This window comes from Pseudomonas sp. GW823-FHT05G12, assembly GCF_058795575.1.
Map to the genome: position 1 here is coordinate 1,429,899 of NZ_CM179501.1, position 23,453 is coordinate 1,453,351.

The window sequence follows — 23,453 nt, forward strand, 5'->3', positions numbered from 1 at the left end:
GCTGCAATGCAGCCCCTTCTATTAATGCACGCCTGGATCCGCCACCAACCGGCCAGTGGCCTTGGTCAGCGACTGCAGGAACTCCTGTTGCAGCTCCGGATCGTTGCGGGTCAGCTCGATCAGGCTCTGTTCCATTTCACTGGCTTCCTCTTCAAGGCCCAGTTCGGACAGGCGCTTGACCCGGTGCACCCACTGGCCGACATCATCATCTTCGAGGTCATCGAAGATCAGCTCATGGGCTTCGAGCAGCTTATTGCGCAGGGTGGCGCTGACCAACAGGCTGGCATCGCCTCGTACCGCATTGTCCTCGTCAAGTACTTGCAGGTGCAGGGTGCCGACGTGGTTGAGGTTCTGCTCGGAGAACGGGCTGTCGAGCAGGTTCAGGCGCAGCACGCCGTTGCGGTCGGTGGTCAGCTCGTGGGTCATCTTGCCGGCCTTGACCTCGACCAGGCGCTCGCTCCAGGGCAGGCTGATGGATTCCTCGCGCTTGCCTTTCTGCACTTCGCTGATCCCGGCCAGGTTCTGCTGGGCGCGGCCGTTGGATGGCACGTTCATGAACGGGTTGAGCCCATCCACGCCATAACTGAGCCAGTCGTGGGTGATACTTTGCGGCAGGTTGCCCAAGGCAAAGACGTTGACCACATTGGCGCCGACACCCGCCACCACGGCCACTGCACCCAGCGGGATCTCGTAGATCTCCCGCCAGGGTTGGTAAGGCGTATAGCGGTCATAACGACGGGTCACTTCGAATTCGGTGACTTCGAAGCGCTTTTGCTCATGCACGCGCACACGTCGCTGCGGAAGCTCCATCACCTTCGGCTCGCCGACATCGATCTGCAGGGTATGCTCGAGCAGTTTGCGCTCGACGCGCTCCTCATGGTCGCTGCGCTGGGACATCTGGTTGGCGCAGCCGCTGACGAGCAGGGCGCCGCACAGTGCGGCGCCCCCAAGGGTAAAGGTACTTCGCTTGTACATGATCACTCGTGCATTGGTTATCAGCGGCGAACGCGGGCCTGCAGGAAGGTCAGCACTTCATTGAGCGGCAACGCCTGGGCGTCCTGCTCGGTGCGGTGCTTGTACTCCAGGTTGCCTTCGGCCAGGCCGCGATCGCTGACGACGATGCGGTGTGGGATGCCGATCAGCTCCATGTCGGCAAACTTGATGCCTGGGCTGGTTTTCTTGTCGCGGTCGTCCAGCAGCACTTCATAGCCGGCGGCAGTCAGTTCGGCATACAGCTTGTCGGTTGCTTCGCGGACCACGTCGGTTTCGTAGCGCAGTGGGACCAGGGCAATCTGGAACGGAGCCAGGGCGTCGTTCCAGATGATGCCCTTGTCGTCATAGCTCTGCTCGATGGCAGCTGCAACCACACGGGACACGCCAATGCCGTAGCAACCCATCGACAGCACGACCGGCTTGCCGTTCTCGCCCAGCACCTGGCACTTCAGCGCCTCGCTGTACTTGGTGCCCAGTTGGAAGATGTGGCCCACTTCGATGCCGCGCTTGATAACCAGGGTGCCCTGGCCGTCCGGGCTTGGGTCGCCTTCGACCACGTTACGCAGGTCGGCAACCTGTGGCACCGGCAGATCGCGCTCCCAGTTCACACCGAAGTAGTGCTTGTCGTCGATGTTGGCGCCGATGCCGAAGTCGCTCATCAGGGCAACCGAGCGGTCGATGATGATCTCCAGTGGCAGGTTGAGCGGGCCGAGCGAGCCGGCACCGGCGCCAATGGCGTCGCGCAGTTCGGCTTCGGTGGCCATGACCAGTGGGTCGGCAACCTGTTCCAGCTTGGTGGCCTTGATTTCGTTCAGTTCGTGGTCGCCACGGACGATCAGGGCAATCAGCTTGCCCTCTTCGGCACCGCGTACGATCAGGGTCTTGACGGTCTTTTCGATCGGCAGGCCGTGGTTTTCCACCAACTGGGCGATGGTCTTGGCATTCGGGGTGTCGACCAGGCGCAGCTCCTCGGTAGGGGCAGGGCGCACGGTTTCACGCGGGATGGCTTCGGCCTTCTCGATGTTGGCGGCGTAGTCGGAGCTGTCGCTGAAGATCACGTCATCTTCGCCAGACTCGGCCAGCACGTGGAACTCGTGCGAGTAGCTGCCACCGATCGAGCCGGTGTCGGCCTGCACAGGACGGAAGTCCAGGCCCAGGCGGGTGAACACATTGGTGTACGCCTGGTGCATGCGATCATAGGTTTCCTGCAGGGAAGCCTGGTCGGCATGGAACGAGTAGGCGTCCTTCATGATGAACTCGCGGCCACGCATCAGGCCGAAGCGTGGGCGGATCTCGTCACGGAACTTGGTCTGGATCTGGTACAGGTTGAGCGGCAGCTGTTTATAGCTGGACAGCTCGTTACGGGCCAGGTCGGTGATCACTTCTTCGTGGGTAGGGCCGACGCAGAAGTCACGCTGGTGGCGGTCTTTCAGGCGCAGCAGCTCAGGGCCGTATTGCTCCCAGCGACCGGATTCCTGCCACAGCTCGGCGGGCTGGATGCTCGGCATCAGCACTTCCAGGGCGCCGGCGGCGTTCATTTCCTCACGCACCACGGCTTCGACCTTGCGCATTACCCGCAAGCCCATCGGCAGCCAGGTGTACAGGCCGGAGGCCAGTTTGCGGATCATGCCGGCACGCAGCATGAGCTGATGGCTGATGACCACTGCGTCGGCAGGGGTTTCTTTCTGGGTGGCGAGCAAATATTGACTGGTGCGCATGGTTAGCCGTGTCGATTGCCTAAGACGTTGAAATAGCCCCGCATTGTACGGGGGGGAAACGAAGGCGTACAGGATGCCCCAGGGCGTGACACTTGTCAGCCAAGAAAAAGCCCGGCGTGATTGCCGGGCTTTTTCAGGTGCGGGGCACTGCAAGCCAGGCTTACAGGATGCTCAGCGGGTACTCCACGATCAGGCGCAGTTCGTCGATCGATGGGGAATCGTAGTAGACACCATCGGAAGAACGGTAGGTTGCTTGACGCACGCGGAAGCTCAGGTCTTTCGCCGGGCCTTCCTGCAGCACGTACTTGATGTCGACGTCGCGTTCCCATTCTTTGCCGTTGGTGGTGCCGGCGACGTTGGCGTCGGAACCGCGTACATAACGGGTCATGAAGGTCAGGCCTGGAATGCCGTATTCGGCAAAGTTCAGGTCGTAGCGAGCCTGCCAGGATTTCTCGTCTTCGGCGTTGAAGTCGGAGCGGGCCACGGAGTTGGCCAGGAAGATGGTGCCGCCACCGTCGATACCATAACCATAGTCGCCGTCGCCGGTGACTTTCTGGTAGGCCAGGGTGAAGGTGTGAGCGCCGATGTTGTAGGCGCCGGAGAGGCTGAACGCGCGGTTGTCCAGCTTCTCGCCATCGAATGCGCGGTACTCGGCAGAGCCTTCGCTCTTGGTGTCATAGATGTTGAAGTCGAACACCAGGCCTTGATTGTCGGAGATCGGCAGCGCCCAGTTGACGTTGGCGTAGTATTTGCGCCAGTAGTCTTCAACCTTCGAGTAGTACAGGCTGGTGCTGAGGTTGTCGGTGAAGGCGTAGGTGCCGCCGACCACGTTGGCTTCCTTCAGGCCGAAGCTGTCGCGGTTGGTTTGTTCTTGGGCAGTCAGGCTGGTGAAGTGACCAGCGTGCAGGGTCAGCCCTTCGATCTCGTTGCTGGTGATCAGGGTGCCCTGGGCGATTTCTGGCAGCAGGCGGCTGTCATCGGTGGCGAAGACCGGCAGCGCGGTGAACTGGTCACCCACTTTCAGCACGGTGTCGGAGATGCGGAATTTGACCGCGCCGCCGCCCTTGGAGTAGTCATCCTGCGAACGGCCGTCGGAACCGGTCGGGAACAGGCCGGTACCGGCACGGCCCTTGCCGCTGTCCAGTTTCAGGCCGAGCATGCCGATGGCGTCGACACCCACACCCACGGTGCCTTGGGTGAAGCCGGATTCGAAGGTGCCGACGAAGCCCAGGCCGGTTTCTTCGCGACGGCTCTGGCCGCCTTCGTTGTTACGGAAGTCACGGCTGAAATACAGCATGCGGGTCTTGACGCTCAGCTTGCTGTCTTCGATGAAACCTTTGGACTCGTCCTGTGCCGAGGCCATTGCCAACTGCGAGGTCCCTGCCGAAACGGCCAGGGCGATCATGCTCCACTTCATCACGCGCATCGTGATTTGCTCCTTTGGTTTTTTAGGAAGAGTACCGCTGCGTCCAAGTCTTTTAGTTATATGGGGCAGCTCTTTCTTGTTATGTCGGCGAAAATGTATAGCACGCAGACTGTTGTTGGCGATATGGCTATAAGCACTCTTTGCGGAACTTTTTCACTATGTCGCTTTTAAGTATTTCCATGTCGCAAATCACGCCCCGATCGAGGGGCCGTATAACCTCAGCGCTATTCCTGTCACCGTAACGAATCTGTAACTACCGATTCCGGTTGAGGAAACTCCCTGGTAACCCATGTCGCTGTTGTTATTTGTCGCGTACACCTGCCACTGCAGATGTCGTGCCGACTTGGCGTGAAGGGAATGCAACAAGCGTGCTCAAAATTCGCAACAGTTCATGAAATTTTCACAAAACCTGCTACCGAGGGTCGGAAAGTCCCGTAAATGCGGGACGAAGGCTGCTTGTGTGATTTGTGCGATCGAGAATCATTAGAAATTAAAAACTTGCCTTTAGAGTCAAAGTGTTACCGCAACTTGTTCATCCAGCATCGTTTGTGGGGTGGTCAGTGTGGGGAGGGCGGGCAGGTGGCCTCATTTTGGTGCGAAAAGTAGCGCTGTGTTACCGGGAGTGTGCAAGGTATCCTTGCTGGCCTGTTTTCCGCCTGAAGCGGGATGGTATTGCCTGAAGGAGATATGCCGTGTTCGTCCTCGATTCGCGTTTGCAGCAGGATTCGCTGGTGTTGGGAGAGTTTCCGCTGTGCCAGTTGCTGCTGAGCAAGGATGCCAATTACCCATGGTTCATTCTGGTGCCCAAGCGCGCTGGTATCAGTGAACTGTTCGAGCTGGATGCGGCAGAGCAACAGCAGTTGTGGCAGGAAACCACCTTGTTGGCAGAGGCGTTGAAAGCCAGCTATGGGGCCGACAAGATGAACGTGGCTACCTTGGGCAACGTGGTCAGCCAGTTGCACATGCATGTGATCGTGCGCCAGCGCGACGACGCTGCATGGCCGGCACCGGTATGGGGCAAGTGTGCGCCTGTGGGCTACACCGATGATCAACTGCAAGCTGTTCGCCAGCGTCTGCGCGGGCTACAACTTGCTGGATACCAAGAGGCCTGAGATGACACTGGAAATGCGGATGGTCGAACTGGAAACCCGTCAGGCGTTTCAGGATGACACTATCCAGGCGCTGAATGACGTGGTGGTGGAGCAGGCGCGGGTGATCGAGCGGCTGCAATTGCAGATGGCCGAGTTGATCAAGCGTCATGAAGAGATGGTTGGCCAGTATGGCAGCGAAGGGGAAGAGGCCCCGCCTCCTCATTATTGAGTTGTTCCAGGCTGCTATCGCCGGCAAGCCAGCCCCCACAGGTATGATGCTGCCTTCAGGTGCAGCACGGCCCTTGTGGGCGCTGGTTTGCCGTTGATAGCGTCGGCCGGTCAGCCGTTGGTCAACGGCGGTTTACTGCAACCACGTCTTCGGCCTGCAGGCCCTTGTCGCGGTGCATCACCGAAAACTCCACGCGCTGGCCTTCGACCAGAATGCGGTGGCCCTCACCGCGGATGGCCCGAAAGTGCACGAAGATGTCATCGCCCGAGTCTCGGGAGATGAAACCAAAGCCCTTCGATGTGTTGAACCATTTGACGGTGCCGGTATCACGGTTGCCAGCATCTTGTGTCACGTGTTGAGCGCCGCGTGCCTTGCGCGGGCTGCGGGCAAAGCCCACGGCCAGATGCACGGCCACGGCCAGCGCCGCACACACCAGGGCTGCCAGGTTGCCCATTTCGGGGCGGGCCAGTAGCGTCAGGGTCTGCAGCACGACGGCGACTACCAGCAGGGCGCAGGCCAGGTGCTGCAGTTGTTGCCGCGCGCCGCGATGATACAGCGGCACGACCGGGGCCAGCACAAGGTTGAGCAGGCCGAGCAGGGCCAGGTAGACCGCGTCGGGTTGTTGCAGGAAGGGTGTCGCATCGGTTTTCAGGCTGGGTATGAGCGATAGCAGCAAAGCTGCCACGCCCGTCACCAGATGGACGATCTTGAACATGGGGTTGGCTCACTGTTGATAAGGCCGATCACAGGAAGAGCTGGCAGCACGGTGCGCATGAGATATAGAGCGCGAACACGTGGCAGGCCAGCCTATGCACCCGGCAATGACAGTCCGCACGGGTGGCACACTGCCTATTTAACAGTAAAGCCGCAGCCTACTCAAACCGCAGGCCGCCCAGTGGGCAATGTATTGCGCCATGTCACATGCGGCATGCGACAAGTGTTGCTACAGTGGTCGGCACCCGCTTGAGTCTCAAGCCTTGTGGAAAGGGGAGCTTCATGGCAATCGATATCGGTATCAGTGAAGAAGATCGCAAGTCCATCGTCGATGGGCTGTCCCGCCTGTTGTCGGATACCTACGTGCTGTATCTGAAAACCCATAACTTTCACTGGAACGTCACCGGCCCGTCGTTCCGCACCTTGCACCTGATGTTCGAAGAGCAGTACAACGAACTGGCCCTGGCAGTCGATTCGATCGCCGAGCGAATCCGTGCCTTGGGCTTCCCGGCACCGGGTTCGTATGCATTCTATGCACGGCACTCGTCGATCAAGGAGGAGGAAGGCGTCCCCCCGGCAGACGAGATGATCCGCCAGCTTGTTCAGGGGCAGGAGGCCGTGGTACGCACTGCGCGCAGCATTTTCCCTGTGGTGGACAAGGTCAGTGACGAGCCGACCGCCGACCTGCTGACGCAGCGCATGCAGGTTCACGAGAAAACCGCCTGGATGCTGCGGGTACTGCTCGACGACAAGTAACCGTTGCTCAAGGCGGAAAGCTTGCGCAACCCCTGTGGGAGCGGGCGCGCCCGCGAACACCGGCGCAGCCGGTGCCATCCACCGCATTGCCTGCTCCCACAGGCTCCGCCTGGCAATCTGGTATTTGCGAAGGAACATTTTGCCGCTGCTTTAAGCTCGCCCGTCAGCGCTTCATAGGTCACCTGGTACCTGTGACGAGGAAGTGTGGCGCATGATGCAAGCGAACAAGCGTATGGCCGGCCAGGGCAGCTGGCCAGGAAAACAGTGCATCGACCCGTTCAAGGCGGACTTCGACATGTTGCAGACGCAGCCGGTGTCACGTTCCGTGCGGCTCAACGGCTTTTCTACCTGTCTGCGCCTGGAGGCTGTCTACTGGGGTATCCTTGAGCGCATCGCCGCCGCCAACCGTTGTTCGGTCAGTGCCGTGTTGTCCTACGTGGACCGTGAGGTGCACCTGCGCCAGGGCGGAGTGCGCAATTTCAGCGGGCTGATCCGGGTAATCTGCGTGGCGTGGCTGCAGGACCCGCCAAGTGCGCGCTGATCGCCAGGCGGGCTGCGCAGTGCTTGCTAACCATATATAATCCCGCTTTTTGCTGCCCCCCGGCAGCCAGCGTTATGGTTGACGAGAGACACCCATGCCCCTTTATGACTATCAATGTGCGTCCTGCGAGCACCGCATGGAAGTGCTGCAGAAGATCAGCGCCGCGCCGCTGATCGATTGCCCGGCCTGTCAGGCGCCGGCACTGAAAAAGCTGCTGTCGGTGCCAGGCTTTCGCCTGAGCGGTAACGGTTGGTACGAAACCGACTTCAAGACCGGGGCGAAAAAGAATCTGGCAGGCGGCGACAAGGCCGACTGAGTTGAATGCTGTGACCGGGTCTTGCAGTATTAGCCCTCCGGGCGGCCAAGGCCTCCACCGAATACACGAATCACGAGAAGCGAAACCACCATCATGATGCGCAGCCATTATTGCGGCCAACTGAACGAGAGCCTGGACGGCCAGGAAGTCACCCTTTGCGGCTGGGTCCATCGTCGCCGCGACCACGGCGGGGTGATCTTCCTCGACATCCGTGACCGCGAAGGCATGGCCCAGGTCGTGTTCGACCCGGATCGCGCCGAAACCTTCGCTGCCGCCGACCGTGTGCGCAGCGAATACGTCGTGCAGATCACCGGCAAGGTCCGCAAGCGTCCTGAAGGTGCAGTGAATGCCAACATGGCTTCCGGTGCCATCGAGATCCTCGGCTACCAGCTGAACGTGCTCAACGAAGCGGAAACCCCGCCGTTCCCCCTGAACGAATACTCCGACGTCGGCGAGGAGACCCGCCTGCGTTACCGCTTCATCGATCTGCGTCGCCCGGAAATGGCCGACAAGCTGCGCCTGCGCTCGCGCATCACCAGCAGCATCCGTCGCTTCCTCGACGAAAACGGCTTCCTCGACGTCGAAACCCCGATTCTCACCCGTGCCACCCCGGAAGGCGCGCGCGACTACCTGGTGCCAAGCCGTACCCACGCCGGTAGCTTCTTCGCCCTGCCGCAATCGCCACAGCTGTTCAAGCAGCTGCTGATGGTCGCTGGCTTCGACCGTTACTACCAGATCGCCAAGTGCTTCCGTGACGAAGACCTGCGTGCCGACCGTCAGCCGGAATTCACCCAGATCGACATCGAGACCAGTTTCCTCGATGAAAGCGAGATCATGGGCCTGACCGAAAGCATGATCCGCAAGCTGTTCAAGGAAGTGCTCGACCTGGAATTCGGCGAATTCCCGCACATGACCTTCGAAGAGGCCATGCGCCGCTACGGCTCCGACAAGCCAGACCTGCGTATTCCGCTGGAACTGGTCGACGTTGCCGACCAGTTGAAGGATGTCGACTTCAAGGTGTTCGCCGGCCCGGCCAACGATCCGAAGTGCCGTGTTACCGCCCTGCGTCTGCCAGGTGGTGCCAGCATGCCGCGCAGCAAAATCGACGAGTACACCAAGTTCGTCGGTATCTACGGTGCCAAGGGGCTGGCCTACATCAAGGTCAACGAGCGCGCCAAGGGCGTCGAAGGCCTGCAGTCGCCGATCGTCAAGAACATCCCTGAGGCCAACCTCAACAACATCCTCGACCGCGTTGGCGCCGTAGACGGTGACATCGTGTTCTTCGGTGCCGACAAGTTCAAGGTGGTCAGCGAAGCCCTGGGTGCGCTGCGTATTCGTCTGGGTCACGACTTCGAGCTGCTGACCTGCGAGTGGGCGCCGATGTGGGTCGTCGACTTCCCGATGTTCGAAGAGAACGAAGACGGCAGCTTCACTGCACTGCACCACCCGTTCACCGCGCCGAAGTGCACCCCGGAAGAGCTCGAGGCCAACCCGGCCACCGCCCTGTCCCGTGCCTACGACATGGTTCTGAATGGTACCGAGCTGGGTGGCGGTTCGATCCGTATCCACCGCAAAGAGATGCAACAGGCGGTATTCCGTCTGCTGGGTATCGAGGCGGAAGAACAGGAAGAGAAGTTCGGCTTCCTGCTCGACGCTCTGAAGTTCGGGGCACCGCCTCACGGTGGCCTGGCATTCGGTCTGGACCGTCTGGTCATGCTGATGACCGGGGCCCAGTCGATCCGTGAAGTGATCGCGTTCCCGAAAACCCAGAGCGCTGCATGCGTCATGACCCAGGCCCCTGGCATGGTCGACGCCAAGGCCCTGCGCGAACTGCACATCCGACTGCGCGAACAGACCAAGGTCGAGTAAGCAGTCCCCGGGCGCATCCACATGGATGCGCCTTTGCGTTTCGACGCAGGTTTTTTCCCGTCCCGCCCCGTCATGGGGCGGGGCCGTTTGTGATTCAAAGGATTCGGAGTCGTTATGGCTGGTCATTCCAAGTGGGCGAACATCAAGCACCGCAAAGAGCGCCAGGATGCCAAGAGAGGCAAGGTCTTCACCAAGTGGATCCGTGAACTGACGGTCGCTGCCAAGCAGGGTGGCCCTGATCCGGCATCCAACCCGCGTCTTCGCCTGGCCCTGGACAAGGCGTTGGGCGCCAACATGAGCCGCGACATCATCGATCGCGCTGTGGCCCGTGGTGCTGGCACCAATGAAAGCGACAATGTCGAAGAGCTGAGCTACGAAGGTTACGGCCCGGGTGGCGTGGCGATCATGGTCGAAGCCATGACCGACAACCGCAACCGTACCGCCGCGGCCGTGCGTCATGCCTTCACCAAGTGTGGCGGCAACCTGGGTACTGACGGTTCGGTGGCCTACCTGTTCGAGCGCAAAGGCCAGATCAGCTTTGCCCCGGGCGTGGAAGAGGACGCGTTGATGGAAGCGGCAATGGAGGCCGATGCCGACGACGTGGTCGCCAATGACGACGGCTCGTTCGACGTGTTCACCTCGTTCAACAGCTTCTATGCCGTGCGTAATGCCCTGGAAGAGGCAGGCTTCAAGGCCGCTGACGCGGAAATCGTCATGCAGCCGACCACCAGTGCCGAGCTCGACCAGGACGGTGCCGAGAAGGTGCTCAAGCTGATCGACATGCTCGAAGACCTGGACGACGTGCAGAACGTCTATTCCAATGCCCAGATTTCCGACGAGATCATGGAAAACCTTGGCTAAGGTGATTTGGCATTTTGTGCCAACTCTGAGCGTTTGATAGCGCCTGTGCCGGCCCTTTCGCGGGTAAACCCGCTCCTACAGGTATTACGCCCATTTCAAGTGTGGTGCAGTACCTGTAGGAGCGGGTTTACCCGCGAAAGGGCCGGCGCAGTTTGTAGAGATGCATCATTTTTTCGACGGGCTTTATGACTCTGATTCTAGGTATCGACCCCGGCTCGCGCATCACCGGCTATGGCGTGGTACGCCAGACCGCCCGTGGTTGCGAGTACGTGGCGTCGGGCTGCATCCGCACCGGCAGCGGTGAGCTGCACGAGCGGCTGCAGATTGTTTTTCGTGGTGTCAGTGAAATCATTGCCCAGCACGGCCCGGTGACCATGGGCATCGAACGGGTGTTCATGGCCCGCAACGCCGATTCGGCGCTCAAGCTTGGCCAGGCACGTGGCGCGGCTATCGTCGCCGCCGCCGAGGCCGGCCTGGAGATCGCCGAGTACAGCGCCACCCAGGTCAAGCAGGCCGTGGCCGGCACGGGTGGGGCCAACAAGGAGCAGGTGATGATGATGGTCATGCACCTGCTGAAATTGACGCAGAAACCGCAGATCGACGCTTCCGATGCCCTGGCCATCGCTCTGTGCCACGCCCACACCCGCTCCAGCCTGGTGCCGCATGGCTTGAGCACAGCGCGGCGACGCGGCGGGCGCTTGCGTCTGTAAGCGCTTCATGCGCTGATACACATTTTGTTCGGGTGATACATTCACCCGCTGCATTTGCTGATAGGGTTGAGCGGTCTTTGACCGGCTCCCCGAGAGGAAGGATCGGAACGTGATTGGACGTTTGCGCGGCACCCTGGCGGAAAAACAACCGCCTCACCTGATTATCGACGTCAACGGCGTGGGTTACGAACTGGAAGTTCCCATGACCACGCTGTACCGTCTGCCCAAAGTGGGTGAAACCGTCACGGTGCATACCCACTTGGTCGTGCGCGAAGATGCCCACTTGCTCTACGGCTTTGCCGAAAAGCGCGAGCGCGAGCTGTTCCGCGAGCTGATCCGCCTGAACGGCGTAGGGCCGAAGCTGGCCCTGGCGCTGATGTCCGGGCTGGAAGTGGATGAACTGGTGCGCTGCGTGCAGGCCCAGGACACCTCAGCCCTGGTGCGCGTACCGGGCGTCGGCAAGAAAACCGCCGAGCGCTTGCTGGTCGAGCTCAAGGACCGTTTCAAGGCCTGGGAAACCTCGCCGGCCATGTTCACCCTGGTGTCCGATGGGCCTTTACCGGTCGCCAGCGAGTCCAGTGCCGAGGCCGATGCAGTCAGTGCCCTGGTCTCGCTGGGCTACAAGCCGCAGGAAGCCAGCAAGGCAATCGCCGCGATCAAGGACAAGGCCGGCCTGAGCAGTGAAGAGCTGATCCGCCGCAGCCTGAAAGGGATGATTTCCAAGTGATCGAAGCCGACCGCCTGATCGCCGCCAGTGGCCGCGACCGCGAAGAAGTCCAGGACCGTGCGATTCGCCCGCTGAGCCTGGACGAGTACATCGGCCAGCCGGTGGTGCGCGAGCAGATGGCGCTGTTCATCCAGGCCGCCCGCGGCCGCGGCGAGTCGCTTGACCACACGCTGATCTTCGGCCCGCCCGGCCTGGGCAAGACCACCCTGGCCAACATCATCGCCCATGAAATGGGCGTGTCGGTGAAGAGCACTTCGGGGCCGATTCTCGAGCGCCCCGGTGACCTGGCAGCCATGCTGACCAACCTCGAGCCGCACGACGTGCTGTTCATCGACGAAATCCACCGCCTGTCGCCTGTTGTCGAGGAGGTGCTGTACCCGGCCATGGAGGACTTCCAGCTCGACATCATGATCGGCGAAGGCCCGGCAGCCCGTTCTATCAAACTCGATCTGCCACCCTTCACCCTGGTGGGGGCTACTACCCGTGCCGGCATGCTGACCAACCCACTGCGTGATCGCTTCGGTATCGTCCAGCGCCTGGAGTTCTACAACGACAAGGATCTGAGCACCATCGTCAGCCGCTCGGCCAACATCCTTGGCCTGGCCATCGAAGACCAGGGTGCCTACGAGATCGCCCGCCGTGCCCGTGGCACGCCGCGCATCGCCAACCGCCTGCTGCGCCGCGTGCGTGACTATGCCGAGGTACGCGGCAAGGGCCAGATCACCAAGGCCGTGGCTGACATGGCGCTGAACCTGCTGGATGTCGACGAGCGGGGTTTCGACCATTCCGACCGTCGCCTGCTGCTGACCATGATCGAGAAGTTCGATGGCGGCCCGGTGGGCGTGGACAACCTGGCTGCAGCCATCAGCGAAGAGCGTCATACCATCGAAGATGTGCTTGAGCCGTACCTGATTCAGCAGGGCTACATCATGCGCACGCCACGCGGCCGCGTGGTCACCCGGCATGCCTACCTGCACTTTGGGCTGAATATTCCCGGGCGCTTGGGGGAGGGGGGGGATTTTTCCGAGCCAGGCGATGAATGACAGATCGAAAGCGACTTTTTGTGGTCCTACCGCTGGCATGCCCCTGGTGCGCTGGCAATAAGACATTAATGAAGAAAAAACAGTTGCCACAGCGGATTGGCAAGCTGAGGAGTAAGCACTAGAGTATGCGCGCGCAAAATCAGCTCGAACCGTTCGCACATCGGTGTCGCGTCTATTACGAGGATACCGATGCGGGCGGCGTGGTGTATTACGTCAACTACCTGAAATTCATGGAGCGCGCGCGCACCGAACGCCTGCGGCACCTGGGCTTTTCCCAGTCGCAACTGGCTGAAGACAACCTGCTGTTCGTGGTCCATTCCAGCGAAGCGCGCTATCACGCGCCGGCGCGGCTGGATGACGAATTGCGGGTGACCGCGCAGGTCCTTGAACTCAATCGCGCCAGCTTGCGTTTCGTACAGCAGGTCTGGCGGGAAAAGGATGAAACGCTGCTTTGCGAAGGGCAGTTCCTGGTGGCTGCCGTGCGCGCCGACACTTTCAAACCCCGAGCCCTACCCCCCCAGCTGCGCGACGCCTTTGCGGCGGACGGCTCGGGTAATCAATCGAATGCAGGAGAATAAGCGTGGAAGCTAACGTCGTCGACCATACCTCCATGTGGAGTCTGGTCAGCAATGCCAGCGTGGTGGTACAGCTGGTAATGCTGACCCTGGTGGCCGCCTCGGTCACCTCATGGATCATGATCTTCCAGCGCAGCACCATGCTGCGCGCCGGTCGTCGTGCGCTGGATGCCTTCGAAGAGCGCTTCTGGTCGGGCATCGACCTGTCCAAGCTGTACCGCCAGGCAGGCAGCAACCCAGACCCGGACTCCGGCGTGGAGCAGGTGTTCCGTGCCGGTTTCAAGGAGTTCTCGCGCCTGCGCCAGCAGCCGGGTGTTGACCCGGACGCCGTCATGGAAGGTGTTGGCCGTGCCATGCGTGTGGCCATCTCGCGCGAGGAAGAAAAACTCGAGCAGAGCTTGCCGTTCCTGGCCACCGTTGGTTCGACCAGCCCGTACATCGGCCTGTTCGGCACCGTGTGGGGCATCATGAACTCCTTCCGCGGCCTGGCCAGCGCCCAGCAGGCCACCCTGGCTACCGTTGCTCCGGGCATCGCCGAAGCACTGATCGCTACCGCCATCGGCCTGTTCGCGGCAATCCCGGCTGTTATTGCCTACAACCGTTTCGCCGCGCGCAGTGAAGTACTGATCGGCCGTTACTACACCTTCGCCGACGAGTTCCAGGCGATCCTGCACCGCAAAGTGCACACCAGCGAAGAGTAATCAGGTAGAAGCCCATGGCCCGAGTTCGCCACAAACGCAAGCCCGTCGCCGAGATGAACGTGGTGCCCTACATCGACGTGATGCTGGTGCTGCTGGTCATCTTCATGGTGACGGCGCCCATGCTCAACCAGGGCGTGAAGGTCGACCTGCCCAAGGTTTCCAGCGAAGCCTTGCCGCAGGACAACAACGTCCAGATCCTCACCATCTCCATCAAGGCCGATAAAACCTATTACTGGAACCTCGGCAGCGAAGTCGATACCGACAAGCAGATGGACAAAGCCATGACCTTGCCGGCCATGACCGACGCCGTGACCAAGATCATTGCTGCCGGCCGTGACCAGGGCAAGCAGACCCAGGTGTTCATTCGTGGCGACAAGGCTGTCGACTATGGCGCGGTCATGGGTGCCATGGGCGGGTTGCAGAAGGCCGGTGTCGGTAACGTTGGCCTGATTACCGAGGCGCCCTGATGCAACAGCGAGAGCCATCCGCCTCGGAAAGCTACTTCTGGCCCAGTGTCTGGGCCATCGGCCTGCATGTGCTGGTGTTCGCCCTGCTGTTCGTCAGTTTTGCCATGACGCCGGAGCTGCCGCCTTCCAAGCCGATCGTTCAGGCTACCCTGTACCAGCTCAAGTCCAAGAGCCAGGCAACCACCCAGACCAATCAGAAGATTGCCGGGGAGGCGAAGAAAACCGCTTCGCGCCAGACCGAAGTCGAGCAGCTGGAACAGAAGAAGGTCGAGCAGGAGGCCGTGAAGGCCGCGGAACAAAAGAAAGCTGACGCCGCTCAAAAGGCCGAAGAGGCCCGCGAAGCCGCCGAGGCGAAAAAAGCCGAGGATGCTGCCAAGGCCGCTGAAGCCGCCAAGGCTGCCGAGGCCAAGAAAGCTGCCGAAGCCAAGAAGGCCGACGAGGCGAAGAAAGCTGCCGAGAAACAGCAGGCCGACATCGCCAAGAAGAAGGCCGAGGACGAAGCCAAGAAAAAAGCCGAAGAAGAGGCCAAGAAAGCGGCCGCTGAAGAGGCGAAGAAGAAAGCCGCCGAGGACGCCAAGAAAAAGGCAGCCGAAGAGGCCAAGAAGAAAGCAGCCGAGGACGCCAAGAAGAAAGCGGCGGCCGAGGACGCGAAGAAGAAGGCAGCTGAAGAGGCCAAGAAAAAGGCCGCTGCAGATGCCCAGAAGAAGAAGGCACAGGAAGCGGCCCGCAAGGCGGCAGAAGACAAGAAAGCCCAGGCACTGGCCGAGCTGTTGTCCGATACCACCGAGCGGCAGCAGGCGCTGGCCGACGAGCAGGGTGACCAGGTGGCCGGCGACTTCGACGACCTGATCCGCATGCGCGCGGCCGAGGGCTGGGCACGTCCGCCTTCCGCGCGCAAGGGCATGACGGTGGTCCTGCAGATCAACATGTTGCCGGACGGTACCATCACCAGCGTCAGCGTGGCCCGGTCCAGTGGTGACGGCCCGTATGACAGTTCGGCGGTGGCTGCGGTGAAGAACATTGGTCGTTTGACCGAGATGCAGGGTATGAAGCCGAGCGATTTCAACCAATATCGTTCGTTCAAGATGACATTTACACCTGAGGATCTAGCGTTGTGATTAAACGTCTGAGAGGACTGCTGGTCATGCTCTGCTGCGTGGCAGGCATGGCGGTGGCAGAAGAAAAGAACATCCTGGTTACCAGCGGCAGCGACCGGGCCACGCCCATCGCGGTAGTACCGTTCGGTCTGCAGGGCGGTAGCGTGTTGCCTGAAGACATCGCCGACATCATCGGCAACGACCTGCGCAACTCTGGCTACTACTCGCCAATTCCGCGGCAGAACATGATCAGCCAGCCGTCGCAAGCCAGCGAAGTGATCTTCCGTGACTGGAAAGCGCTGGGTGCACAGTACGTGATGGTCGGCAGCATCGTGCCGTCGGGCGGTCGCCTGCAGGTGCAGTACGCGCTGTTCAACGTCGCCACCGAGCAGCAAGTGCTGACCGGCAGCGTGGCGGGCAGCACCGACCAGCTGCGCGACATGGCGCACTACATTGCCGACCAGTCGTTCGAGAAGCTCACCGGCATCAAGGGCGCGTTCTCTACGCGCATGCTGTACGTGACGGCCGAGCGTTTCTCCACCAACAACACCCGCTACACCCTCCAGCGTTCGGACTACGACGGTGCGCGTGCGGTGACCCTGCTGCAATCGCGTGAGCCGATCCTGTCGCCGCGCTTTGCGCCAGATGGCAAACGTATCGCCTACGTTTCGTTCGAGCAGAAGCGCCCACGTATCTTCGTGCAGAACATCGATACTGGCCGCCGCGAGCAGGTGACCAACTTCGAAGGCCTGAACGGTGCGCCAGCCTGGTCGCCGGACGGTTCGCGCCTGGCGTTCGTGCTGTCCAAGGACGGCAACCCGGACATCTACGTGATGAACGTGGCCTCGCGCCAGATCAGCCGTGTTACCGCAGGCCCGGGTATCAATACCGAGCCGTTCTGGGGCAAAGATGGCAACACCCTCTACTTCACTTCCGACCGTGGCGGCAAACCGCAGATCTATAAACAGTCGGTCAGTGGTGGTGGTGCCGAGCGCGTAACGTTCGTAGGTAACTACAACGCCAACCCGAAACTTTCGGCGGACGAAAAGACCCTGGTAATGATTCATCGCCAACAGGGCTTTACCAACTTCAAAGTGGCGGCACAGGACTTGCAACGCGGAAGTGTAAAGATTCTGTCTGAAACAAGTCTTGATGAGTCTCCCACTGTTGCGCCAAACGGCACCATGCTAATCTACGCCACCCGCCAGCAGGGCCGGGGAGTCTTGATGCTCGTGTCGCTGAACGGCCGCGTGAGGCTCCCACTTCCTACCGCTCAAGGCGAAGTCAGAGAACCGTCCTGGTCCCCTTACCTGAACTGATTGCGGCGTAATACATTTTGCTTAACACACTGGGGTTTCATTAGGAGTTTCACGATGGAAATGCTGAAGTTTGGTAAATTTGCTGCGCTGGCTCTGGCCATGGCCGTAGCTGTAGGTTGCTCCTCGAAGGGCGGTGATAACGCAGGCGAAGGCGCTGCTGTAGACCCTAACGCTGGCTACGGTGCCAACACTGGCGCTGTTGACGGCTCCCTGAGCGAAGAAGCCGCCCTGCGCGCAATCACCACCTTCTACTTCGAATACGACAGCTCGGACCTGAAGCCAGAAGCCATGCGCGCTCTGGACGTTCACGCCAAGGACCTGAAAGCCAACGGCAACCGTGTTGTTCTGGAAGGTAACACCGACGAGCGCGGCACCCGCGAGTACAACATGGCTCTGGGTGAGCGTCGTGCGAAAGCCGTTCAGCGCTACCTGGTTCTGCAGGGCGTTTCCCCTGCTCAGCTGGAACTGGTTTCCTACGGCGAAGAGCGTCCAGTTGCTACCGGCAACGACGAGCAGTCCTGGGCTCAGAACCGTCGCGTAGAACTGCGTAAGTAAGTTCTTATGCGTATGTGCCGCCGTGTAGTAACCGTCCTCGCACTCAGCCTGCCGCTTGCGGCCTGGGCTGAGGTCCCTGTAGTAGATGACAACGCAGGCAGCTATCCGCCTGCGGGTTATGGCACGAGCGGCGCCTATGCCGGGTCAGGGGCTTCGGCCCCTGCCTCTGCACAGGGCCAGCTGTTCATGCAGCTGCAACAGATGCAGGATCAGCTTTCCCGCCAGCAAGGCATCATCGAAGAGCTGCAAAACGATGTGTCCCGCATGAAGCAGGAAAACCTGGAGCGTTACCAGGACCTGGACCGTCGCATCAACAGTGGCGCTGCGCCTGCCGCAACCCCTGACAATTCCTCCGGTGGTGGTGCGTCCAATGCCGCCCCCGATGCCGCAGCAGGTGCTGCTGCGCAACAACCGGCCGGCAGTAGCCAGCCCGGTGATCCGGCGAAAGAGAAGCTCTATTACGACGCAGCTTTCGACCTGATCAAACAGAAAGACTTCGACAAGGCCAGCCAGGCGTTCAACGCCTTCCTGCGCAAGTACCCCAACAGCCAGTACGCCGGTAATGCCCAGTACTGGTTGGGTGAAGTGAACCTGGCCAAGGGTGACTTGCAAGGCGCCAGCCAGGCCTTTGCCCAAGTCAGCCAAAAGTACCCGAAGCACAGCAAGGTGCCAGATTCGCTGTACAAACTGGCTGATGTCGAGCGCCGTATGGGCCATACCGACAAGGTAAAAGGCATCCTTCAGCAGGTCGTCACCCAGTACCCCGGCACCTCTGCCGCTCAACTGGCCCAGCGTGACCTGCAGAAGCTCTAGGCGTTGTCGCTGTACCGCTCGAAATAAACCCGCGCCAGTCGCGGGTTTTTTCGTTAGAATCACTGCCCTTTTTTCGTAAACACGCTGCTGCGGATAACGCTATGTCGAGTCCGCGACAGTGCCTGACGGAGGCGGACAGCCTGTTTAGCTGTCACGCCCGTGGCGATCATGCAAGACACATTACGCATCACCGAAGTCTTTTACTCTTTGCAGGGTGAGACGCGAACGGCCGGGCTGCCCACGGTATTTGTGCGCCTCACCGGTTGCCCCCTGCGTTGCCAGTACTGCGACAGTGCCTATGCCTTCAGTGGCGGTACCGTACGCACCCTTGATTCGATCCTCGAACAAGTGGCCGGCTTCAAACCGCGCTACGTCTGTGTCACCGGTGGCGAACCACTGGCTCAGCCCAACGCCTTGCCGTTGCTGCAGCGGCTGTGTGATGCCGGTTACGAGGTGTCGCTGGAGACCAGCGGCGCGCTGGATATTGCTGGCACCGACACCCGCGTCAGCCGTGTGGTCGACCTGAAAACCCCAGGCTCCGAAGAGTCGCACCGTAACCGCTACGAGAACATCGAGCAGCTGACACGCAACGATCAGGTCAAGTTCGTCATCTGTTCCCGCGAGGATTATGACTGGGCGGTATCCAAGCTGATCCAGTACAACCTGGCCGAGCGTGCCGGTGAGGTGTTGTTCTCACCCAGCCATCATCAGGTGAACGCCAGTGACCTGGCTGACTGGATCGTTGCTGACAACCTGCCTGTACGCTTCCAGTTGCAGCTGCACAAGCTGCTGTGGAACGACGAGCCCGGACGTTGATTGAGGAGCACGTACACATGACAGAAAAACGCGCAGTAATCCTGTTGTCCGGCGGCCTGGATTCGGCCACCGTGGTTGCCATGGCCAAGGCCGAAGGCTACAGCTGCTACACCATGAGCTTTGATTACGGCCAGCGTCATCGCGCCGAGCTGAACGCCGCTGCCCGCGTGGCCCGCGACCTGGGTGTGGTCGAGCATAAGGTGATTGGGCTGAACCTCGACGGCATCGGCGGTTCTGCATTGACCGACAGCAGCATCGACGTGCCGGAAGCCCCGGGTGAAGGCATTCCGGTCACTTATGTGCCGGCGCGCAACACCGTGTTCCTTTCGCTGGCGCTGGGTTGGGCCGAAGTACTGGAAGCGCGCGACATCTTCATTGGCGTCAACGCCGTGGATTACTCCGGCTACCCGGATTGCCGACCCGAGTTCGTCGAGGCCTTCGAGCGCATGGCCAACCTGGCGACCAAGGCTGGCGTAGAAGGGCAGGGCTTCCGCATCCAGGCGCCGCTGCAGAACATGAGCAAGGCGCAGATCGTGCAGGCCGGTATGGCCCGTGGTGTGGACTACAGCCTGACCGTTTCCTGCTACCAGGCCGACGATGACGGTCGCGCCTGTGGCAAATGCGACAGCTGCCGCCTGCGGGCCGATGGTTTCAAGGCCGCCGGTATCGAAGACCCGACTCGGTATTTTTGAAAAAATCGTGATGGGGTGTTGAATTCTCGTTAGAAATCAGTATTATACGCGCCATCAAATGGGTCGTTAGCTCAGTTGGTAGAGCAGTTGGCTTTTAACCAATTGGTCGTAGGTTCGAATCCTACACGACCCACCATACGCAGTACGTTAGAGCCCGCTACCAGAAATGGTCGCGGGCTTTTTCGTTTGCGCTACGGGTTTCGGAAAAGGGCGCAGAGCGCCCACACATTACTCGGCCCATTCCGGGTCGCCAGTGAACACCACTGTCAGCCAGCGGTCCGGCCCTTCGCCGCCTACCGCGTCGCCAATCTCGTTGCGCCAGGCATCCCATTCATCGATGGTCTTCGCCGCCATGGTTTTGGGCACGATGAAATACAGCTCAATCTCCCGCGAACGCCCGACCTTGGCGACATAGGCGCGGTAAGACTGCAGGCCGTGGCGAGCGACGAAGGCCTTGGCCACCTCATCTACGTGCAGCTTGAGGTCGCCGGGGGTGACCAGGAAGATTTCAGACAGGGCCTGACGCACCACCGACATCGGCAACGGCACGATCACCAGGCACACCAGCGCCAGCACCGCCGGGTCAATATAGGGTGATACCCATTCCAGCGCAGTGCCCTGCACGGCATAACCAAAACAGAAGGCGATCAGCAGTGCGGCAGTGATGCTGGCCGACATCACCCAGCCCTTGACGTCCATGCGCACGAAGTCTGATTTCAGTTTACGGTTGGCGCGGGCCTCGATGACGGCGATTGTCACACAGGTGATCACCGTCAGCGCCGCGTAGACCATGGCAATGCCGAACTCCAGGTGGCGCCCGCCTTGCAGCAGGCTGCTGACGGCGTTGATCAGCGCGTAGATGGCCACGCCGCCGAGCAGAATGCCGTTGAGTGCCAGTACCATGGGCTCCAGGTGCCAGAAACCCATGGTGAAGCGCTCGCGCAGCTTGCGCGACATCTGCACGCTGGTGGTGTGCGAAGTGATCAGCTTGACCACCACCAGCGACAGCCCGCTCATGCTGGCGTCGACCAGCGAGTACACACCGTCGAAGACGATGGAGAACGAGCCGGAGGCAAGGCCGAAGGCGATGCCGATGGTGGCGATGAACAGGGTCGCGGCGATCGAGGTGCGTAAAAGCCCTTGTTCGCTGGTGATGTCGAAGAAGGTGGATCGGGTTGGATTAGGCATAAGTTGTGCTCAAAAATAACAATGGTGCGGTGCCTGTCAGGGCCTCTTCGCGGGCACGCCCGCTCCCACAGGAACTGCACAGCCCCTTAGGGCACGCCGAACCTGTGGGAGCGGGCGTGCCCGCGAAGAGGCCCTGACAGGCTAGACGCGAAACTGCTCCATCAGCGCCTGCTGCTGGTTGGCCAGCCGGTTCAGGGCCTGACTGATGCGTGCCGATTCATCGGCCTGCCCGGCCAGTGATTCTGTCACGTCTCGAATGCCGGCCACGTTACGGTTCACTTCCTCGGCCACCGCACTCTGCTCTTCCGCCGCCGAGGCAATCTGCAGGTTCATGTCGCTGAACACCGCCACGGCCTCGCCAATACGCTGCAGTGCCGGTAATGCCTGCTCCATGCGTGCGGCGCTGTCCAGGGCCTGGCGTTGGCCTGCATGCATGGCCCCGACCACGTCCTGGGTGCCTTGCTGAAGGCCTTCGATGACCTGGCGAATTTCCTCCACCGAAACCTGCGTGCGCTGGGCCAGGCCGCGCACCTCATCGGCAACCACGGCGAAGCCACGCCCGGCTTCGCCTGCGCGGGCCGCTTCGATGGCGGCATTCAGTGCCAGCAGGTTGGTTTGCTCGGCAATGGTGCGGATCACTTCAAGCACCGAGCCGATTTGCCCGCTGCGGTCTTCCAGTGCACGAGCCTCGTCCATGGCAGTGTTCATGCCTGCGGCCAGGCGGTCGATGCCCTGGCGCGTGCTGTCCACCAGTTGCAAGCCTTCCTGGCTGGCCTGATCCGCGGCGCGTGCGGCCTGGGCCGCCTGCGAGGCATTGTGGGCGACATCCAGGGCGGTGGCGCTCATTTCGTTGGCCGCTGTGGCCACCTGTTCGATTTCGCGATGCTGTTGCTGCATGCCGTCGCTGGTCTGGCTGGCAATGGCGGCCGATTGGTCGGCGGTATTGCGGGCCTCCTGCAGCGAGCCTTTGACCTGGGCAATGACCGGTTGCAACTTGTCGAGGAAACGGTTGAACCAGCCGGTGAGCTGGCCCAGTTCATCCTGGTGGGCGTAGTCCAGGCGACGGGTAAGGTCGCCTTCGCCACTGGCAATGTCTTCCAGGCGTGCAGCCACGGCCAGGATTGGCCGGGTAACGCCGCGCGCGGTCAGCCACACCAGCAGCAAACCCACGATTGCCGTGCCAAGGCCTATCAGCAGGCTGGTGAGGTTGGCGTTCTGGTTATGGGCATCAAGGCGCTGGTTGAGGGCGACGGCAGGGGCCTGCAGCACGCTTTCCGGCAGTTCCAGCACTACCTGCCACGGGGCTGTGTCAGGGATTGGCGTGAAGGGGTGGGCCACGCGCAGCAGGCCGTCGGCTACCGCCTTGTCCATAGGCTTGCCGAGCACGCTGTCGTCGCGACTGTTGCCGGCCAGCAGGCCGGCGGCGGTGGCGATGCTCACCTGGCCCTGGCCGTCGAACAGATCGCGGCGGCCGTCCACGCTCAGTTGCTGCAGGTTGGCCAGGCCGATGTCCACGCCGACCACGCCGACTACCTTGCCGTGTTCCAGCAATGGCAGAGCGATGCTGGTCATCAGCACCTGACGGCCGTTGACCTCGTCGAGGTACGGTTCGAGCATGCAGGTCCTGGCGGTGTCCTGCGGGCAGGTCAGCCAGCGGTTCTTCGCCGCGCCGTTGCTGCCGATGCTGGTGTCGCCGAGCATCGTTTCCGGCATGGCTTCAAGTTCCAGGGTGCCGGGGCTTGGTTGGGACCAGTACAGCGAGAAACGCCCGCTCTCATTGCTGCCCATGGCGTCCTGGCCGAGGTAGTGGCTGTCCTGCTGGTCCAGGGCATTGGGTTGGAACACCAGGTACAGGCCGATCACATCCGGGTTGCCGGCCAGGCTGGCACGCGCCTGGCGGGTCAGTTCGGCGCGCAGGTCGCTACCACCACGATCCTTCAGCACCTGTACCAGGCGGGCAAAGCCATTGCCGTACTGGTAGGCGTCCATGAAGTAGCGCTGGATACGCAAGGCCTGGGTTTCGGCGTGGGCCTGCAGGCGCTGGCGGGCGCTGTCTTCGAGCATGGCAGTGTTGGCCTGGTTGACCAGGGCGGCGCTGCGATGGGCCTGGGTCAGCGAGGTGGCTACCAGCAAGGCGACAATGGCCAGCAGGCACAGGCCGGCGAGGAGTGTGATCTTCCACTGGATGGAGAGGCGACGCAGCGGCATGAGGGCTTTCCTTTTCGAACAAATGCAA

Annotated in this window: 25 protein-coding genes and 1 tRNA gene; 20 read left to right on the forward strand and 6 right to left on the reverse strand. The window is 61.1% G+C overall.

Translation table 11 applies throughout. The features are described from left to right. Positions 1 to 21: 21 nt before the first annotated feature. The 3 genes from AC3RCM_RS06515 to AC3RCM_RS06525 all read right to left on the reverse strand — a co-directional run bounded on the left by AC3RCM_RS06515 (position 22) and on the right by AC3RCM_RS06525 (position 4,137). A complete protein-coding gene (locus AC3RCM_RS06515; RefSeq protein ID WP_014589989.1) occupies positions 22 to 975 on the reverse strand; it encodes a hypothetical protein in 954 nt (317 codons plus the stop codon). A 20-nt stretch (positions 976 to 995) separates the two neighbouring features. Next, positions 996 to 2,711, reverse strand: coding sequence for a proline--tRNA ligase (locus AC3RCM_RS06520; protein WP_014589990.1), 1,716 nt, complete (start codon positions 2,709 to 2,711; stop codon positions 996 to 998). A gap of 160 nt (positions 2,712 to 2,871) precedes the next feature. Next, the gene (locus AC3RCM_RS06525) at positions 2,872 to 4,137 is read right to left on the reverse strand and encodes an OprD family porin (RefSeq protein WP_012051471.1); all 1,266 of its coding nucleotides are present in this window, start codon (positions 4,135 to 4,137) and stop codon (positions 2,872 to 2,874) included. Positions 4,138 to 4,829: 692 nt separating this feature from the next. Here AC3RCM_RS06525 and AC3RCM_RS06530 point away from each other — a divergent pair. Beyond that, positions 4,830 to 5,249 carry an HIT family protein gene (locus AC3RCM_RS06530; protein WP_010952360.1) on the forward strand — a complete coding sequence of 140 codons (420 nt, stop codon included), beginning with the start codon at positions 4,830 to 4,832 and terminating at the stop codon, positions 5,247 to 5,249. Between the two features lies 1 nt (position 5,250). After that, positions 5,251 to 5,457: a SlyX family protein gene (locus AC3RCM_RS06535; protein WP_010952361.1), complete on the forward strand. Its 207-nt coding sequence runs from the start codon at positions 5,251 to 5,253 to the stop codon at positions 5,455 to 5,457. A 121-nt stretch (positions 5,458 to 5,578) separates the two neighbouring features. On the opposite strand, the gene AC3RCM_RS06540 is transcribed toward AC3RCM_RS06535, so the two are convergent. Beyond that, positions 5,579 to 6,172 carry a cold-shock protein gene (locus AC3RCM_RS06540; protein WP_492629440.1) on the reverse strand — a complete coding sequence of 198 codons (594 nt, stop codon included), beginning with the start codon at positions 6,170 to 6,172 and terminating at the stop codon, positions 5,579 to 5,581. A 281-nt stretch (positions 6,173 to 6,453) separates the two neighbouring features. On the opposite strand from AC3RCM_RS06540, the gene AC3RCM_RS06545 reads away from it, so the two are divergent. The 18 genes from AC3RCM_RS06545 (at position 6,454) to AC3RCM_RS06630 (ending at position 20,165) form a co-directional block, all read left to right on the forward strand. Next, positions 6,454 to 6,927 (forward strand): Dps family protein, encoded by a 474-nt coding sequence (locus AC3RCM_RS06545; RefSeq protein ID WP_010952363.1) that lies wholly within the window; start codon positions 6,454 to 6,456, stop codon positions 6,925 to 6,927. Positions 6,928 to 7,138: 211 nt separating this feature from the next. Continuing rightward, positions 7,139 to 7,468 carry a ribbon-helix-helix domain-containing protein gene (locus tag AC3RCM_RS06550; protein WP_064492886.1) on the forward strand — a complete coding sequence of 110 codons (330 nt, stop codon included), beginning with the start codon at positions 7,139 to 7,141 and terminating at the stop codon, positions 7,466 to 7,468. A gap of 94 nt (positions 7,469 to 7,562) precedes the next feature. Next, a complete protein-coding gene (locus AC3RCM_RS06555; protein ID WP_010952365.1) occupies positions 7,563 to 7,784 on the forward strand; it encodes an FmdB family zinc ribbon protein in 222 nt (73 codons plus the stop codon). A gap of 93 nt (positions 7,785 to 7,877) precedes the next feature. After that, the gene (gene aspS / locus AC3RCM_RS06560) at positions 7,878 to 9,653 is read left to right on the forward strand and encodes an aspartate--tRNA ligase (protein ID WP_004575741.1); all 1,776 of its coding nucleotides are present in this window, start codon (positions 7,878 to 7,880) and stop codon (positions 9,651 to 9,653) included. A gap of 114 nt (positions 9,654 to 9,767) precedes the next feature. Beyond that, the gene (locus AC3RCM_RS06565) at positions 9,768 to 10,514 is read left to right on the forward strand and encodes a YebC/PmpR family DNA-binding transcriptional regulator (RefSeq protein WP_003254770.1); all 747 of its coding nucleotides are present in this window, start codon (positions 9,768 to 9,770) and stop codon (positions 10,512 to 10,514) included. Positions 10,515 to 10,699: 185 nt separating this feature from the next. Next, a complete protein-coding gene (gene ruvC, locus AC3RCM_RS06570) occupies positions 10,700 to 11,224 on the forward strand; it encodes a crossover junction endodeoxyribonuclease RuvC (RefSeq protein ID WP_003254769.1) in 525 nt (174 codons plus the stop codon). A gap of 109 nt (positions 11,225 to 11,333) precedes the next feature. Then, positions 11,334 to 11,951, forward strand: coding sequence for a Holliday junction branch migration protein RuvA (gene ruvA, locus AC3RCM_RS06575; RefSeq protein WP_003254768.1), 618 nt, complete (start codon positions 11,334 to 11,336; stop codon positions 11,949 to 11,951). Beyond that, on the forward strand, positions 11,948 to 12,994 hold the full coding sequence (ruvB, locus tag AC3RCM_RS06580; RefSeq protein WP_003254766.1) for a Holliday junction branch migration DNA helicase RuvB: 1,047 nt from the start codon (positions 11,948 to 11,950) through the stop codon (positions 12,992 to 12,994). Before ruvA ends, ruvB begins: the two co-directional genes overlap by 4 nt. A gap of 125 nt (positions 12,995 to 13,119) precedes the next feature. Beyond that, positions 13,120 to 13,572, forward strand: a complete 453-nt coding sequence (gene ybgC, locus AC3RCM_RS06585; RefSeq protein WP_003254764.1) for a tol-pal system-associated acyl-CoA thioesterase — start codon at positions 13,120 to 13,122, stop codon at positions 13,570 to 13,572. Between the two features lie 2 nt (positions 13,573 to 13,574). Next, on the forward strand, positions 13,575 to 14,270 hold the full coding sequence (tolQ, locus tag AC3RCM_RS06590; protein WP_010952367.1) for a protein TolQ: 696 nt from the start codon (positions 13,575 to 13,577) through the stop codon (positions 14,268 to 14,270). Between the two features lie 14 nt (positions 14,271 to 14,284). Beyond that, a complete protein-coding gene (gene tolR, locus AC3RCM_RS06595) occupies positions 14,285 to 14,737 on the forward strand; it encodes a protein TolR (protein ID WP_003254760.1) in 453 nt (150 codons plus the stop codon). Further along, a complete protein-coding gene (tolA, locus tag AC3RCM_RS06600; protein WP_014755591.1) occupies positions 14,737 to 15,855 on the forward strand; it encodes a cell envelope integrity protein TolA in 1,119 nt (372 codons plus the stop codon). The genes tolR and tolA overlap by 1 nt, the downstream gene beginning before the upstream one ends. Before the next feature lie 26 nt (positions 15,856 to 15,881). Next, entirely contained in the window at positions 15,882 to 17,153 is a 1,272-nt protein-coding gene (gene tolB / locus AC3RCM_RS06605) for a Tol-Pal system beta propeller repeat protein TolB (RefSeq protein WP_012051477.1), read from the forward strand. 54 nt (positions 17,154 to 17,207) lie between these two features. Then, a complete protein-coding gene (pal, locus tag AC3RCM_RS06610; RefSeq protein WP_003254755.1) occupies positions 17,208 to 17,708 on the forward strand; it encodes a peptidoglycan-associated lipoprotein Pal in 501 nt (166 codons plus the stop codon). A 6-nt stretch (positions 17,709 to 17,714) separates the two neighbouring features. After that, entirely contained in the window at positions 17,715 to 18,521 is an 807-nt protein-coding gene (gene ybgF, locus AC3RCM_RS06615; protein WP_003254754.1) for a tol-pal system protein YbgF, read from the forward strand. A 168-nt stretch (positions 18,522 to 18,689) separates the two neighbouring features. Beyond that, entirely contained in the window at positions 18,690 to 19,337 is a 648-nt protein-coding gene (queE, locus tag AC3RCM_RS06620) for a 7-carboxy-7-deazaguanine synthase QueE (RefSeq protein WP_003254753.1), read from the forward strand. Next, positions 19,337 to 20,029 (forward strand): 7-cyano-7-deazaguanine synthase QueC, encoded by a 693-nt coding sequence (queC, locus tag AC3RCM_RS06625; RefSeq protein WP_076403786.1) that lies wholly within the window; start codon positions 19,337 to 19,339, stop codon positions 20,027 to 20,029. Before queE ends, queC begins: the two co-directional genes overlap by 1 nt. A gap of 60 nt (positions 20,030 to 20,089) precedes the next feature. Then, positions 20,090 to 20,165: transfer RNA gene (locus tag AC3RCM_RS06630), tRNA-Lys, on the forward strand. A 92-nt stretch (positions 20,166 to 20,257) separates the two neighbouring features. Here AC3RCM_RS06630 and AC3RCM_RS06635 read toward each other — a convergent pair. Both AC3RCM_RS06635 and mcpU read right to left on the reverse strand, forming a co-directional pair. After that, positions 20,258 to 21,217, reverse strand: a complete 960-nt coding sequence (locus tag AC3RCM_RS06635) for a cation diffusion facilitator family transporter (RefSeq protein WP_010952370.1) — start codon at positions 21,215 to 21,217, stop codon at positions 20,258 to 20,260. Positions 21,218 to 21,358: 141 nt separating this feature from the next. After that, positions 21,359 to 23,425, reverse strand: a complete 2,067-nt coding sequence (mcpU, locus tag AC3RCM_RS06640; protein WP_492629441.1) for a methyl-accepting chemotaxis protein McpU — start codon at positions 23,423 to 23,425, stop codon at positions 21,359 to 21,361. Positions 23,426 to 23,453 lie beyond the last annotated feature (28 nt).